This window comes from Cellulomonas algicola, from assembly GCF_003851725.1.
GTDB lineage: Bacteria > Actinomycetota > Actinomycetes > Actinomycetales > Cellulomonadaceae > Cellulomonas > Cellulomonas algicola.
The window spans coordinates 1-13,242 of the sequence record NZ_BHYL01000090.1 but is presented as its reverse complement, the minus strand read 5'-3'; the positions used below and the strand labels follow the sequence as shown (position 1 = coordinate 13,242).

Sequence of the window (13,242 nt, the reverse complement as noted above, 5' to 3'; positions counted from 1 at the left end):
GGCCCGGCCCGGAGGGGAACCCCTCCACGGCCGGGCCTCGTCGTCTGCAGGGGGCGCCGACGGGCTGCGGCGGGCGTCGGACCGCGTCAGCCAGGGTCGGCCCGGGTCAGCCCGCGAGCGCCGCGCGGACCAGGGCGGACAGCTTCTTGCCGTCGGCGCTGAGCCCGGCGCGGGCCGTCGCCTCCTTCATGACGGCACCCATGTCGCGCAGGCTGCTCGCGCCGGTGGCGGCGACGACGTCCTGCACGAGCGCGGCGAGCTCGTCGTCCGACAGCTGCTGCGGCAGGTACTCCTCGACGACGTCGGCCTCGGCCGACTCGTTCGCGGCCCGCTCGTCGGCGCCCGCGGTCGTGTAGATCTCCGCGCTCTCCCGGCGCTTCTTCACCTCGCGGGCCAGCACGCGCAGCACGTCGTCCTCGGTGAGGTCCTTCTCGACGGGGCCCGCCTTGGCCTCGGCGCGCACCGCGGCGACGAGCTGGCGGAGCGTGCCGGTGCGGAACGAGTCCCGCGCCTTCATGGCGGTCGTGAGGTCGGAGGTCAGACGGTCGAGGGTCGGGGTGCTCATGCGGCCATCCTCCTCTGCGACGGCCGGGCGCGGCGATCCGATTCACCGCTCCGGGATGCGGGTGCGGGCGCGCCGACCTACCCTCGCGAAGGCTCCGCGCGCGACGACGCACGCCGCGCCCACCGCGCACGGTCGCCGTCGAACACGTCGACGAGGGGGACCGCCATGACCGTCCGACGCAGCACCCGACGTCTCGCCGCAGGGCTCCTCGCCGCGGCGCTGGTCGTCGCCGCCCCGGCCGCCGCGATCGCGCACGGCGGCGGTCACGGCGGTGGTCACGGGCCCGGCGGCGGGCACGGGCACGACCGGCCGACGAGCTACCTGCTCGACCCCGTCGGCCCCGCGGCCGACGACGTCTACCCCGAGGGCGTCGCGGTGCACGGCGACGACTTCTACGTGGGCAGCACGACCGACGGCACCGTCTACCGCGGCGACCTCGACGACCCGACGGCCACGCCGTTCCTGACCGGTGGCGCCGACGGGCGCACGTCGGCGGTCGGCATGAAGACGGACGGGTGGACGCTGGTCGTCGCGGGCGGGGCCACCGGTCGCGTCCTCGCGTACGACGTCAGGACGCGCGCGCTCGTCGGCTCGTGGCTCGTCGCGCCGACCGGTGCGCCGACGTTCGTCAACGACGTCGCGATCAGCCCCCGCGGCGACGTGTACGCGACCGACTCGCAGCGGCCGTCCCTCTACCGCATCGACGCGCGCGACCTGCGCGCCACGCCCGCCGAGCGCACCCTTCCGGTGTTCCTCGACTTCACCGGGACCGCGCTGCAGTACCAGGCCGGGTTCAACGTCAACGGCATCGCGATCTCCGGCGACGGTCGGACGGCCGTGCTCGCGCAGTCGAACACCGCGACGCTCTTCGCCGTCGGGCTGCGGGACCGCACCGTGGCGGCGATCGACCTCGGCGGCGCGACGGTGGCCGGCGACGGCCTCGTGCTGAAGCACCGCACGCTCTGGGCCGTCGAGCGGCAGGGTGACGTCGGGTACGTTGTGCGCGTCGACCTCGACCGGTCGCTGCGGTCCGGGACGGTCGTCAGCCGCACGACCGACCCGTCGTTCGACGACCCCACGACCGCGGCGCTCGTCGGGCGGTCGCTCCTGGTCGTGAACAGCCAGTTCGGCGAGCGGGCCGCGGGTGAGGCACCGGGTCCGTTCACGGTCTCGCGGGTGCCCGCGCCGTAGCGCCGGCCGCGTCGGAGGCGTCGGTGACCGGCACCCCGGCACCCCGGACCTCCGGCCCGGAAGGGCCCGGGGCCGCGACGTACCGTGGACGGGTGACCGAGACAGCCTCCTTCGGCCCCGACCACCCCGTGCCCGACCCCGCCGAGATCCGCGCGCTCATGACGGACCTGCGGCGCCTCGTGCTCACGTACAAGTTCGGGATCGACGAGGTCATGACGAAGCTCTCGATCCTGCGCGAGGACTTCAAGCACATGCGCGACTACAACCCCGTCGAGCACGTCGGTTCCCGGCTGAAGTCGTTCGAGTCGATCCTCGCGAAGTGCCGTCGCAAGGGCATCCCGCTCACGCCCGACGCGATCCGCGAGCAGATGTTCGACGTCGCGGGCGTGCGCGTGACCTGCTCGTTCGTGTCCGACATCTACCGGGTGCGCGACATGCTCGTCGGCCAGGCGGACCTCACGCTGCTCGAGGAGCGCGACTACATCGCGCACCCGAAGCCCAACGGCTACCAGTCGCTGCACCTGATCCTGCAGGTGCCGGTGTTCCTGTCCGACCGCGTCGAGGACGTCATCGTCGAGGTCCAGCTGCGCACCATCGCGATGGACTTCTGGGCGAGCCTCGAGCACAAGATCTTCTACAAGTACCACCGGCAGGTCCCGCAGCACCTCACGGACTCCCTGCGCCTGGCGGCCGACGTCGCCGCGTCGCTCGACGCGTCGATGGAGCGGATCCACGACGAGGTGAAGGCCCTGACGGCCGACGACGACGGCCGCGCCGACACCGACCCGCTCGGGCCGGAGGAGGCGATCCTGCGCGGCTTCTGGCGCACGGCCGAGGCCGCGGAGGCGGACCGCCAGCACCTCGACGGCTGAGGTCCGGCTGCGCGGCATCAGGGGAGGCGCGCGCCCTCCGGGAGCGCGATGGCGTCGTAGGCCAGCACGTGCGGGGTGCCGACGCGGCTCGCGTGGAAGAGGACCTCGGCGTTCTCCTCGACCGCGACGGCGACCTTGAACGCGAGCTTCAGGGAGACGCCGACAGCGAGCAGCCCGTGGTTCGCCCAGACGACGGCGTCGACGTCGTCGCCCATGAGAGCCGCGCTGCGCTCCCCGAACGCGGCGCACGTCGAGAACTCGAACGGCATGACCGGCACGGGTCCCTTGGCGTACAGGACCATGTTGAGCAGGACGGGGTCGATCGTCCGGCCGAGCGTCCCGAGGACGTTCACGAACGTCGACTCGGTGTGCACGATCGCCTGCACGTCGGGTCGGCGCCGGTAGTGCGCGAGGTGGACGGGCAGCTCGGTGGACGGGAGCAGGTCGCCCTCGACCACGGTGCCGTCCAGGTCGACGACGAGCATGTCGTCGGGGCGCATGGCGTCGTAGCGGACGTCGGACGGCGTGATGACGACGCCCTCGAAGCCGTCGTCGCCGTGCACGCGGACGCTGATGTTGCCCTGGGTGTTGAAGTTGAGGCCCGTCCGGACCGACTCGCGGCAGTAGTAGAGGATCTCCTCGCGCAGCGCCTGGTCGGCCCTGGACCGCGTTCCCGTGCGGGTCATCGTCGTCTCGCCTTCGCGCGTCGTCTTGAAACCTTTCAAGCCGACTTTCCCAGTCCGGCGTCACCCGTCTGCAGGACGAATGTCCTGAACCCGCGCGCGGCAGGCGCCGGTGCGCTAGAAACACCGCGTGCTCACCATCGCGGCCGCTGCCGCTGCCGCCTCACCCGACCCCGGGTTCCCACCGGGCGCCGTCGCGCTCGTCGTGGTGTTCGTCGTCGTCGCGATCCTGATCTCGCTCATCCCGCGACGCGACGGCAGGACGCGCCGGTCCGGCCAGGACTCGCACCGCTCGTCCGTCCATGCCGGGGGCGGCGACGACGGGTGGTCGGGAGGCTTCGACGGAGGCGGCTCGGACGGTGGCGGGGGCGGCGACTAGGACGCAGGACCGCCGGCCGAGCCCCTACCCAGGTCGGCCTCGACGTACGCGACGACGCGGGGCGCGCCGTCGAGGTGGGTGCGCCACTCGGTGAGGAGCGCGCGCATCGCCGGGTCCTGCTCGACGCGGAGCTGATCGGCGTCGTAGGTGGCGCGGTCGGCGTACTCCATGATCTCGACGAACACCGCGGGGTCGTCGAGCGACCACTGCAGCCGCGTCCGGATGCCGCCCGGCTCCTCGTACACAGGGCGGGCGCGCGCCAGGAACGCCTCGAGGTCGGCGCGCGTCGTCCGGAGGCGGCCGTGCAGGTAGAGCGTGAACACGTCGACATCGTGCCGCGAGCGCTCCGAGGCGGATCGGGACCTCCGACCGGCGCCGCACGCCGAGCGAGCCATCCGCCCGTCACGTCCGGCATCTTCTCTCAGAGGGGCGCCGGACCCTGTGAGGTTGTGTGGGTCCAAGGGCCCGTCGCGAGCCTCGGACGTGCACGGATGCTGGTCGCAGCACCGTTCGTCCCCACAGGAGTCCACTCCGATGCGCACCTCTCCTCCGCCCGCACTCGGCCGGGTCGTCGTCGTCGGCGCCGGCATGGTCGCCCACCGCCTCGTCGCCGGCCTGCTCGACCGCGCTCCCGGCGACGGCTGGCACGTCACCGTCGTCGGCGACGAGCCGTGGGCCCCGTACGACCGGGTCCACCTGTCCGAGCTGATCACGGCGGACCGCACGCCAGCCGACCTCGCGCTCGAGCCCGGCGTGTGGGAGGACCCGCGCGCGTCGCTCATCACGGGCGACGCCGTCGACAAGCTCGACCGCGACGCGCAGACCGTGACGACCCGCTCCGGCGTGGTGCTGCCCTACGACCAGCTCGTCCTCGCGACCGGGTCGTGGGCGTGGACGCCGCGCACCGAGGGAACGGACCTGCCGGGCGTGTTCCGCTACCGGACGCTGACCGACCTCGACGAGCTGCGCGACTGGGTCGCCGACCGGTCCGCGGTGCTCGGGCGGCCGCTGCGCGGCGCGGTCGTCGGCGGCGGCGTCCTCGGTCTGGAGGCTGCGGCGGCGCTGCAGCACCTCGGCGCGAGCGCGACCGTCGTCGAGTTCGCGGACCACCTGATGAACGTCCAGCTCGACGCGGGCGGCGGCGAGGCGCTGCGGGTGCTCGTCGACGGGCTCGGCATCGACGTCCGCACCACGACCGGCTGCACGGGTCTCGCGGCGGCGGACGACGGTGCCGTCGCGACCATGCGGCTGTCGGGCGACGACGAGATCCCCGCCGACGTCGTCGTCTTCTCGACCGGTGTGCGGCCGCGCGACCGGCTCGCGCGCGAGTCCGGCCTGGCGATCGGCGAGCGCGGCGGTGTCGTCGTCGGCGCGTCGTGCCGCACGTCCGACCCGGCGATCTGGGCGATCGGCGAGTGCGCGTCGTTCGAGGGCGAGTGCACCGGCCTCGTCGCGCCGGGCAACGCGATGGCCGACGTGGTCGTCGACCGGCTGCTCGGCGGGCCGCGGCTGTACACGCCTGCTCCCGAGGGCACGAAGCTCAAGGGCGTCGGGATCGACGCCGCCTCGTTCGGCGACGTGCTGGCCCTGACACCGGGCGCGCTCGAGGTCACCTTCACCGACCCCGTCGCGAAGACCTACCGCAAGCTCGTCGTGTCCGACGACGCGCGCACGCTGCTCGGTGGTGTCTTCGTCGGCGACGCGGCCCTCTACCCGCAGCTGCGTCCCATGCTGGGCCGCCCGCTCGGCGCCGACCCGTCCGCGTTCCTCGCACCCGAGGGCGGCGCGCCCGACACCGGCGCCGACCTGCCCGACGACGTCGTCGTCTGCTCGTGCACCAACGTCACCGCCGGGACGGTGCGCGAGGCCGTCACCGAGCACGGCTGCACGACGGTCGGCGAGGTCAAGGCGTGCACCAAGGCCGGCACGGTCTGCGGCTCGTGCGTCCCCGTCGTCACGAAGATCGTCAACGCGCAGCTCGAGGCGTCGGGCATCGAGGTGTCGCGGGCCATGTGCGAGCACTTCGCGATGCCCCGCGCGGACCTGTACGCGCTCGTCGCGGCCGGCGAGGCGCGCACGTTCTCCGAGATCGTCGCCGCGCACGGCACCGGCCGCGGCTGCGCCGTCTGCAAGCCCGTCGTCGCGTCGATCCTGTCGTCGCTGCGCGCCGGGCACGTGCTGGAGCGCGAGCACGCCGGGCTCCAGGACACCAACGACCACGTCATGGCGAACCTGCAGAAGGACGGCACCTACTCGGTCATCCCGCGGGTGCCGGGCGGAGAGATCACGCCGGAGAAGCTCGTGGCCCTCGGGTCGGTGGCGGCGGAGTTCGGCCTCTACACGCGCATCACGGGCGCGCAGCGGATCGGCATGTTCGGGGCCCGTATCGACCAGCTCCCGGCGATCTGGCAGCGGCTCATCGACGCCGGGTTCGAGTCCGGGCAGGCGTACGGCAAGTCGCTGCGCGCCGTGAAGTCCTGCGTCGGGTCGGCCTGGTGCCGGTTCGGCGTCCGCGACTCCGTCGGCATGGGCATCCTGCTGGAGAACCGCTACCGCGGGCTGCGGACGCCCCACAAGTTCAAGGTCGGCGTCTCCGGGTGCGCGCGCGAGTGCGCCGAGGCACGCGGCAAGGACGTCGGCGTCATCGCGACGGCGGGCGGCTGGAACGTCTACGTCGGCGGCAACGGCGGGGCCAACCCGCGGCACGCCGACCTGCTCGCGGAGGACCTCACCGACGACGCGCTCGTCGCTGTGATCGACCGCTTCCTCGCGCTCTACGTCCGCCGCGGTGACCGGCTCCAGCGGACCGCGCCGTTCGTCGCCGAGTACCCCGGCGGCATCGAGGCGCTGCGGGCCGTCGTCGTCGACGACAGCGAGGGCATCGCCGCCGACCTCGAGGCCGACGTCGCCGCGCACGTCGACGACTACCGCGACGAGTGGGCCGCCGCGCTGGAGGACCCCGACAAGCTCGACCGCTTCACCGCGTTCGTCAACGCCCCCGACGCGCACGACCCCGACCTGGCGTACACGCCGCTGCGCGGGCAGGTCCGCCCCGCCGAGCCCGGCGAGGTCGCGCACCACGACCCGCGCGTCGCGCGCACGCTCACCCTGGAGGTGACCCGGTGACCGCCACCGCTCTCAGCACCGACGTCTGCGCGCTCGACGCCCTCGTCCCCGAGCGCGGGGCCGCCGCCCTCGTCGACGGCGTGCAGGTCGCGCTGTTCCGGCTCGCTGACGACACCGTCCTCGCCGTGCAGAACCGCGACCCCTTCGCGGGGGCCAACGTCGTCGCGCGCGGCATCGTCGGGTCGGTCGGCGACACCCCGACCGTCACCTCGCCCATGCACAAGCAGGTCTGGGACCTGCGCACCGGCGAGTGCCTGGACACCGGCGGCAAGACGCCGAAGGACGTGACGCCTGACCTGACGACCTGGGCGGTCGACGTCCGCGAGGGCAGGGTGGTCGTCGCGCCGCGATGACCAGGGCTGACAGTTGCGGTGATCACCCGCTCGCCTGAAGTCGCGCGGTGACCGCCTCGACCCACGCCCGGAGCCGACGCGCGTGCGGTCCCGGGACATCGGCGAGGTCCAGGCGTTCCAGCACGACCGGCGGGTCCAGGAGCCCGGCGCGGAGCAGCGCGTGCACGAAGTCCAGGTCCTTCTCGCGGAACGCAGCGAGCTTGGACACGGCCAGGTCGTGCCGTTCGAGGCACAGTGCACGTCCTGGTGCCGACGACAGCGACTCCCCTCGCACCAACCGGTCCTGCCACCCGACAGGCAGCACGATGAGGCCGTCGATCTCGACCCCTTGGGCGTAGTACCCGTACATCTGGTGGAAGCCCGAGTCCTCGCCGATGGCACCGTCGACGGCCAGAGCCTTCTTGGCGGCGTCCACGCCGAGGAACGCGACGTCGGCCTCGATCGAGCCGACCGCTTCGTCCGGCAGGTCGTCCTCGTCGAACGACCCCAGGATCGACTGCGACCCGACGATGACGATGTCGGGCGTGCTCGTGATCGTGGACGCGGCTCGGAGGATGTGCGCGAGGTCGGAGCGCATCATCGGGCTGCGTCCAGAGCGGCGAGGCGTTCGTCCTCGGTCAGGACACCAGCGAACGGCGAGTTCTGCCGGAGCTCGCGCGAGCGCTGCGACGGCGACGTGAGCGCCAGCAGGAGGTCGTCGAAGGGGCCGTCCAGGAGCTGCTGCCACTGCGCCAACCACTGCGCCGGGCGGCCGCGTGTGTGCCTGGTCCGCATGTGCGCGAGGTTCTCCCTGGCGAGCTCGACGAGCTCAGGATGAAGGACGAGCTTCCCGGCGGTCGCGAATGCCAGGTAGAGCGACCGGCGCTGGTCGGCGGACAGTCGCTGGGTCGAGTACCGCAGCCTGTCCACGTCGGACCGGCGCACTCGTCGGTGGGCGCCCGACATCTCGTACGGCAGGTCGCCGCGCTCGGTCAGGTTCACGACGTGCTGCCGCGACGCGCCCAGCAGACGAGCGACCTCTCCGGTCGTGAGGAGCTCATCCACCTCACCCCAGGAGGCATCCGACGCCGTACGCATGGACCAACGCTAGAGCCACAAACACCAGAAACACAACGCATGAACGCGGCGCTTGCGTTTTTGGTGTCTACGCCTGCGCGGTCAGCGGTCGGTCGCCCGGCGCTCCAGGCGGACGACGATCGCCTTCGAGACGGGGGTGTTGCTGTCGAGCGCGGTGCTCGCGAGCGGGACCAGGACGTTCGCCTCGGGGAAGTACGCCGCCGCGCAGCCACGGGATGTCGGGTAGGCGACCACGCGAAGGTTCGGCAGGACGCGGTCGGGCTCGCCGGGCCACTCGCTGTGCACGTCGACACGGTCGCCGTCGGCCAGGCCCAGGTCGTCGAGGTCATCCGGGTTCACCAGCACGACGTCACGCCCCCGACGGATGCCGCGGTATCGGTCGTCGAGGCCGTACATCGTGGTGTTGAACTGGTCGTGCGCGCGGACGGTCTGGAGGATCAGCCGGCCCGGCGGGCACTCGACGGGCACGAGGTCGTTGACGGTGATGTGCGCCTTGCCGCTTGGCGTCGGGAACGTGCGCGAGTCGCGCGGCCCGTGCGGGAGGACGAACCCGTCCTTGTGGCGGATGCGGGCGTTGAAGTCGTCGAAGCCCGGCACGACGCGCGCGATGGAGTCGCGGATCGTGTCGTAGTCGCGCTCGAAGCCCGCCCAGTCGACGGGACCGTCGTCGCCCAGCACGGCCCGGGCGAGGCGCGTGACGATCGAGATCTCCGAGAGCAGCAGCGGCGACACCGGCGGGAGCGGGCCGTGCGTCGCGTGGACCGCGCACACCGAGTCCTCGACGGAGACGAACTGCGGGCCGGTCTCCTGCAGGTCGAGGTCGGTGCGGCCGAGCGTCGGGAGGATGAGCGCCTCCGCACCCGTGACGACGTGTGAGCGGTTGAGCTTGGTCGACACCTGGACGGTCAGGTCGGTGCCGCGCACGGCCGCCTCGGCCGCGCGCGTGTCGGAGATCGCGCCGACGAAGTTGCCGCCGAGCGAGAACCAGACCTTCACGTCGCCGCGCTGCATCGCCTCGACGCACGCGACCGAGTCCAGCCCGTGGCGCCGGGGCGGCTCGAACGCGAACTCGGCGGCCAGCGCGTCGAGGAACGCGTCCGGCGGTCGCTCCCAGATGCCCATCGTCCGGTCGCCCTGCACGTTGCTGTGCCCGCGGATCGGCGACGCACCCGCACCCGGCTTCCCGATGTTCCCGCGCAGCAGCAGGAGGTTGACGATCTCCTTGATGGTGTCGACGCCCTTGCGGTGCTGCGTCAGGCCCATCGCCCACGTGACGATGACGCGGTTCGCCGCGAGGTAGCGGTCGGCGAGCTCGTCCATCTCCGCGACCGTGAGGCCCGTGGCCGTCAGGACCTCCTGCTCGTCGAGGTCCGCGAGGTGCCGGCGGAGGTCGTCGAGGCCCAGCGTGTGGGCGTCGAGGAACGCGTGGTCGAGCACCGTGCCGGGCGCGCGGTCCTCCGCCTCCAGCACGCGCTTCGAGACCCACTGGAGCAGCGCCATGTCGCCGCCGCTGCGGATCTGCAGGAACTGGTCGGCGATGTCGGTGCCGCGGCCGACGGCCCCGCGAACCGTCTGCGGGTTCCGGAACCGCTTGAGCGACGCCTCGGGCAGCGGGTTGACCGCCACGACCGTCGCGCCGTGCCGCTTGGCGTCCTCGAGCGCGGTGAGCATGCGCGGGTGGTTCGTGCCCGGGTTCTGTCCCATGACGACGATGAGGTCGGCCTGCGCGAAGTCGGCGTACGTGACCGTCGACTTGCCGATCCCGATCGTCGCGCCCAACGCCGAGCCCGTGGACTCGTGGCACATGTTCGAGCAGTCGGGCAGGTTGTTGGTGCCGAACGCCCGGACGAAGAGCTGGTAGACGAACGCCGTCTCGTTCGCGGCGCGGCCGCTCGTGTAGAACGCCGCCTGGTCCGGCGAGTCGAGCCCGCGCAGCCGGTCCGCGACGATCCGGAACGCGTCCTCCCACGTCACGGGCACATAGTGGTCGCTGCCGGCCGGCTTGTGGACAGGCTCGACGAGCCGCCCCTGCGACCCCAGCCAGTACTCCGAGCGGTCGGCCAGGTCCGTCAGCGAGTGCTCCGCCCAGAACGACGTCGGTACGGTCAGCTGCGTCGCCTCCCAGCTCACCGCGCGTGCGCCGTTCTCGCAGAACTCCGCCATGCCGCGGTGGTCCGGGTCCGGCCACGCGCAGCTCATGCAGTCGAAGCCGTCCTTCTGGTTGAGCTTCGTGAGCAGCCGCAGGGCGCGGGCCGCGCCCATCTCCCCGACCGCGTACGACATCGCGTTCGACACCGACGGCAGGCCCACGGCCCACGACGCGGGCGCGTGCACCTCCGTCGAGGGCGCGGCGGCCGCGTCGACGAGGGGCGGTCGACGCGTCATCGGGCGGCCGCCTCGACGGGCTGCGGCCGGACGGGGGCGGGGAGGGCGTCGGCCGACGACGGCGGGGCGACGCTCGACGGCGCGACCACCCGCTCCGCACCCGCGTAGGCGACCATCGACGGCCCGCGCAGGAACCCGACGAGCGTCATCCCCGCCGACCGCGCGAGGTCCACGGCGAGCGACGACGGCGCCGACACCGCCGCGAGGAACGGGATGCCCGCCATCCACGCCTTCTGCGTGAGCTCGAACGACGCGCGCCCCGACACCATGAGGACGGTCCCGCGCAGCGGCAGCCGGCCCGCGGCCAGCGCCCAGCCGACGACCTTGTCGACCGCGTTGTGCCGCCCGACGTCCTCGCGCAGCACGAGCAGCTCGCCGGTGCGCCCGTCGAACAGAGCTGCGGCGTGCAGGCCGCCCGTCTTCGCGAACACGTCCTGCTGCTCGCGGAGCCGGTCGGGGAACGTCGCGAGCAGCGCGGGCGGGACGACGAGGTCGTCGCCGTCGACGGTCCAGCACGAGTGCGTCCGGACGGCGTCGATGCTCGACTTCCCGCACAGCCCGCACGCCGACGTGCTGACGAACGCACGCTCCAGACCGGCGTCCGGTGCGGACACGCCGTGGCCGAGCGTCACGTCGAGGACGTTGTACGTGTTCTCGCCGTCGACGGTCGCACCCGCGCAGTACCGGGCCGCGGCGACGTGCTCCCGACGCGAGACGACGCCCTCCGACACCAGGAACCCCTGCGCGAGCTCGACGTCGTGGCCGGGCGTGCGCATCGTGACGACGAGCGACCGACCGCCGACGCGGATCTCGAGCGGCTCCTCGGCGGCGAGCAGGTCCTCGACGTGCCGCGGCGGGCCGTCGACGGTGATCCGGGTGACCCGGGTGCGGACCGCGATCCTCGACATCACCCCATCATCGCGCCGCCGAGCGGGCTGCCTCCACGATCTCGTTCCCGCGAACCTCTGTTGCACAGATGTGTAACATCGAAGCATGAGCAAGACGATCGGCTTCCGGCCCGGCCCCGCCGAGCTCGACGTGCTCGCGCGGGCCGCAGAGCACGGCACCTCGACCAGCGACGCGATCAAGCGCGGCCTCGCCCTCCTCGACCGCGAGATGTGGTGGCAGGGTGCCCGTGACGACATGGAGCGCCTGGCCGACGAGGACCTGACGACCGAACCCGACGCCTGGTGATCCGCGGCGCGGTGTACCGCGTCGACCTCGGTGCGGCGCGCGGTCACGAGCAGGGCGGTCGCCGCTACGGCGTCGTGCTCGCGCCCGCCACAGGTGTGGCCTGGTCGGTCGTCGTCGTGGTCCCGACCAGCACTCGGGCGCAGCCAGCTCGCTTCCGTCCGCAGCTCGAGCTCGCCGGTCAGACGACCGTGCTGCTCGTCGACCAGCTGCGGGCGGTCGACGTCGACCACATCCACGGAGACCCCGTCGACCATCTCGGACCTGACGAGCTCGCCGAGCTGGAGCACACCGTCAGCCGCTATCTCGGCCTCGACTGACGTTCGCGCCCACGCCGCGGGCACGGCGCTCCCTGCAGCCCGCGGGCCTCGCCCCGACGTCGTCAGACGTCCGCGACCAGGCGGTCCCACAGCGCCTGCGCCTCCGCGGGACGGCCGGACTCGTCGAGCCAGCTCGCCGCGGTGCCGGCGGCCGAGTGCACGAGCGACGTCTCCCCGGCGGCGCGGGCGCGCAGCGCGGCGGACTCGAGCGCGGCGACGCCGTCGTCCGGGCGGGGAGTGTGCAGCAGCAGCCGGCCGCGCAGGATCTCGGCGTCGATCGCCTCGACCCGCCCGCCGACCTCGTCCCACCGCGCGGGCAGCCCCTCGACGGCCGCGAGCGCGTCGTCGACGAGCCCCGCCGACGCGAGCACCCGGCTGCGCATGCCCGCGAGCACGACGTCCTCCCACGCGAAGTCCCAGCCCTGCCAGGCCGCCGCCGCGTCGGGGTCGGCGAGCGTGCGGGCGTGGGCCGCCGCGTTGGACCGGGCGGCGTCGTCGACGTCCCGCAGCGCGGCGTCGACCCCGTCGGCGTCGAACCGCGCCGCGACCCGCTCGCGCCGCACGACCTGCGCGAACGCGTCCTGACCGGCGCGCTCGGCGAGGTCGAGCGCGTGCGCGTAGAGGCGGGTGGCCTCGACGGCGTCGTCGTCCTCCACGAGCCCAGCGAGGCGCGCGACGACCGCGGCCGCACCGGGGTCGGGTTCGGCGCCGGGCTCGGCGGGGCCGCTCGCGAGGTCGACGGCCTCGCGGGCGAGCGCGACGGCGCGGTCCTGCTCGCCGAGCGCGGCGGACAGGCGTGACGTGAGGTCGAGCAGCTGGGCGCGCAGGTGGCGGCGCAGCGCGCGGTGCTGCCGCGACACAGCGGCGTCGGGGTAGACGAGCCCGAGCGCGGCCTCGGCGACCTCGACGGCCTCGAGCTCGCGGCCGCGCGACGCCATGAGCTGCGCCGCGAGCGTGCTCTGCTCGATCGCGAGGTCCGGGCGCTCGACCTCGCGCGCGGCCGCGGCGACCGCGAGCGCGAGCGCCTCCGCGCGGTCCGGCTGACCCGTCCCGGCGAGCACGTGCGCGCGGCGCGCCTCGACCTGGAGCAGCACCTCGTG

The 13,242-nt window shown here is 73.4% G+C and carries 15 protein-coding genes; 7 read left to right on the top strand and 8 right to left on the bottom strand.

Features of this window, described 5'->3' with window-relative positions:
- Positions 1 to 106 precede the first annotated feature (106 nt).
- Positions 107 to 565 carry a GatB/YqeY domain-containing protein gene (locus CTKZ_RS06785; protein WP_124342242.1) on the bottom strand — a complete coding sequence of 153 codons (459 nt, stop codon included), beginning with the start codon at positions 563 to 565 and terminating at the stop codon, positions 107 to 109.
- Positions 566 to 730: 165 nt separating this feature from the next.
- Between CTKZ_RS06785 and CTKZ_RS06780 the strand changes: the two genes are divergently transcribed.
- Positions 731 to 1,756 carry an SMP-30/gluconolactonase/LRE family protein gene (locus CTKZ_RS06780; protein ID WP_124342241.1) on the top strand — a complete coding sequence of 342 codons (1,026 nt, stop codon included), beginning with the start codon at positions 731 to 733 and terminating at the stop codon, positions 1,754 to 1,756.
- Between the two features lie 158 nt (positions 1,757 to 1,914).
- Positions 1,915 to 2,628: a GTP pyrophosphokinase gene (locus CTKZ_RS06775; protein WP_124342243.1), complete on the top strand. Its 714-nt coding sequence runs from the start codon at positions 1,915 to 1,917 to the stop codon at positions 2,626 to 2,628.
- A gap of 17 nt (positions 2,629 to 2,645) precedes the next feature.
- Here the strand turns inward: CTKZ_RS06775 and CTKZ_RS06770 are convergent, their stop codons facing one another.
- Positions 2,646 to 3,314 (bottom strand): class II aldolase/adducin family protein, encoded by a 669-nt coding sequence (locus CTKZ_RS06770; RefSeq protein ID WP_124342240.1) that lies wholly within the window; start codon positions 3,312 to 3,314, stop codon positions 2,646 to 2,648.
- 127 nt (positions 3,315 to 3,441) lie between these two features.
- Between CTKZ_RS06770 and CTKZ_RS06765 the strand changes: the two genes are divergently transcribed.
- Positions 3,442 to 3,690 (top strand): hypothetical protein, encoded by a 249-nt coding sequence (locus tag CTKZ_RS06765; RefSeq protein WP_124342239.1) that lies wholly within the window; start codon positions 3,442 to 3,444, stop codon positions 3,688 to 3,690.
- Here CTKZ_RS06765 and CTKZ_RS06760 read toward each other — a convergent pair.
- A complete protein-coding gene (locus CTKZ_RS06760) occupies positions 3,687 to 4,013 on the bottom strand; it encodes a putative quinol monooxygenase (RefSeq protein WP_124342238.1) in 327 nt (108 codons plus the stop codon). The genes CTKZ_RS06765 and CTKZ_RS06760 overlap by 4 nt on opposite strands.
- A 211-nt stretch (positions 4,014 to 4,224) precedes the next feature.
- On the opposite strand from CTKZ_RS06760, the gene nirB reads away from it, so the two are divergent.
- Together nirB and nirD are read left to right on the top strand one after the other, a co-directional pair.
- Positions 4,225 to 6,816, top strand: a complete 2,592-nt coding sequence (gene nirB, locus CTKZ_RS06755; protein WP_124342237.1) for a nitrite reductase large subunit NirB — start codon at positions 4,225 to 4,227, stop codon at positions 6,814 to 6,816.
- On the top strand, positions 6,813 to 7,169 hold the full coding sequence (gene nirD / locus CTKZ_RS06750; RefSeq protein ID WP_124342236.1) for a nitrite reductase small subunit NirD: 357 nt from the start codon (positions 6,813 to 6,815) through the stop codon (positions 7,167 to 7,169). Before nirB ends, nirD begins: the two co-directional genes overlap by 4 nt.
- 22 nt (positions 7,170 to 7,191) lie before the next feature.
- Here nirD and CTKZ_RS06745 read toward each other — a convergent pair whose 3' ends face one another.
- The 4 genes from CTKZ_RS06745 to fdhD all read right to left on the bottom strand — a co-directional run bounded on the left by CTKZ_RS06745 (position 7,192) and on the right by fdhD (position 11,539).
- Positions 7,192 to 7,749 carry a DUF6036 family nucleotidyltransferase gene (locus CTKZ_RS06745; protein WP_124342235.1) on the bottom strand — a complete coding sequence of 186 codons (558 nt, stop codon included), beginning with the start codon at positions 7,747 to 7,749 and terminating at the stop codon, positions 7,192 to 7,194.
- A complete protein-coding gene (locus CTKZ_RS06740) occupies positions 7,746 to 8,246 on the bottom strand; it encodes a helix-turn-helix domain-containing protein (protein ID WP_124342234.1) in 501 nt (166 codons plus the stop codon). Before CTKZ_RS06740 ends, CTKZ_RS06745 begins: the two co-directional genes overlap by 4 nt.
- 81 nt (positions 8,247 to 8,327) lie before the next feature.
- Positions 8,328 to 10,631 (bottom strand): FdhF/YdeP family oxidoreductase, encoded by a 2,304-nt coding sequence (locus CTKZ_RS06735; protein WP_124342233.1) that lies wholly within the window; start codon positions 10,629 to 10,631, stop codon positions 8,328 to 8,330.
- On the bottom strand, positions 10,628 to 11,539 hold the full coding sequence (fdhD, locus tag CTKZ_RS06730) for a formate dehydrogenase accessory sulfurtransferase FdhD (RefSeq protein ID WP_124342232.1): 912 nt from the start codon (positions 11,537 to 11,539) through the stop codon (positions 10,628 to 10,630). Before fdhD ends, CTKZ_RS06735 begins: the two co-directional genes overlap by 4 nt.
- A gap of 85 nt (positions 11,540 to 11,624) precedes the next feature.
- Between fdhD and CTKZ_RS06725 the strand changes: the two genes are divergently transcribed.
- A complete protein-coding gene (locus tag CTKZ_RS06725; RefSeq protein ID WP_124342231.1) occupies positions 11,625 to 11,825 on the top strand; it encodes a hypothetical protein in 201 nt (66 codons plus the stop codon).
- Positions 11,822 to 12,142 (top strand): type II toxin-antitoxin system PemK/MazF family toxin, encoded by a 321-nt coding sequence (locus CTKZ_RS06720; RefSeq protein ID WP_124342230.1) that lies wholly within the window; start codon positions 11,822 to 11,824, stop codon positions 12,140 to 12,142. Before CTKZ_RS06725 ends, CTKZ_RS06720 begins: the two co-directional genes overlap by 4 nt.
- Positions 12,143 to 12,204: 62 nt before the next feature.
- Here CTKZ_RS06720 and CTKZ_RS21445 read toward each other — a convergent pair.
- A partial coding sequence (locus tag CTKZ_RS21445) for a hypothetical protein (protein ID WP_160142847.1) occupies positions 12,205 to 13,242 on the bottom strand: 1,038 nt, incomplete at its 5' end.

Excerpts from the sequence above, each read along its gene's own strand:
- CTKZ_RS06735 (WP_124342233.1), bottom strand. The coding sequence starts at position 10,631 with ATGACGCGTCGACCGCCCCTCGTCGACGCGGCCGCCGCGCCCTCGACG.
- CTKZ_RS06725 (WP_124342231.1), top strand. The coding sequence starts at position 11,625 with ATGAGCAAGACGATCGGCTTCCGGCCCGGCCCCGCCGAGCTCGACGTG.
- CTKZ_RS06770 (WP_124342240.1), bottom strand. The coding sequence starts at position 3,314 with ATGACCCGCACGGGAACGCGGTCCAGGGCCGACCAGGCGCTGCGCGAG.
- CTKZ_RS06745 (WP_124342235.1), bottom strand. The coding sequence starts at position 7,749 with ATGATGCGCTCCGACCTCGCGCACATCCTCCGAGCCGCGTCCACGATC.
- CTKZ_RS06740 (WP_124342234.1), bottom strand. The coding sequence starts at position 8,246 with ATGCGTACGGCGTCGGATGCCTCCTGGGGTGAGGTGGATGAGCTCCTC.
- CTKZ_RS06780 (WP_124342241.1), top strand. The coding sequence starts at position 731 with ATGACCGTCCGACGCAGCACCCGACGTCTCGCCGCAGGGCTCCTCGCC.
- CTKZ_RS06785 (WP_124342242.1), bottom strand. The coding sequence starts at position 565 with ATGAGCACCCCGACCCTCGACCGTCTGACCTCCGACCTCACGACCGCC.
- CTKZ_RS06775 (WP_124342243.1), top strand. The coding sequence starts at position 1,915 with ATGACGGACCTGCGGCGCCTCGTGCTCACGTACAAGTTCGGGATCGAC.
- fdhD (WP_124342232.1), bottom strand. The coding sequence starts at position 11,539 with ATGTCGAGGATCGCGGTCCGCACCCGGGTCACCCGGATCACCGTCGAC.
- nirB (WP_124342237.1), top strand. The coding sequence starts at position 4,225 with ATGCGCACCTCTCCTCCGCCCGCACTCGGCCGGGTCGTCGTCGTCGGC.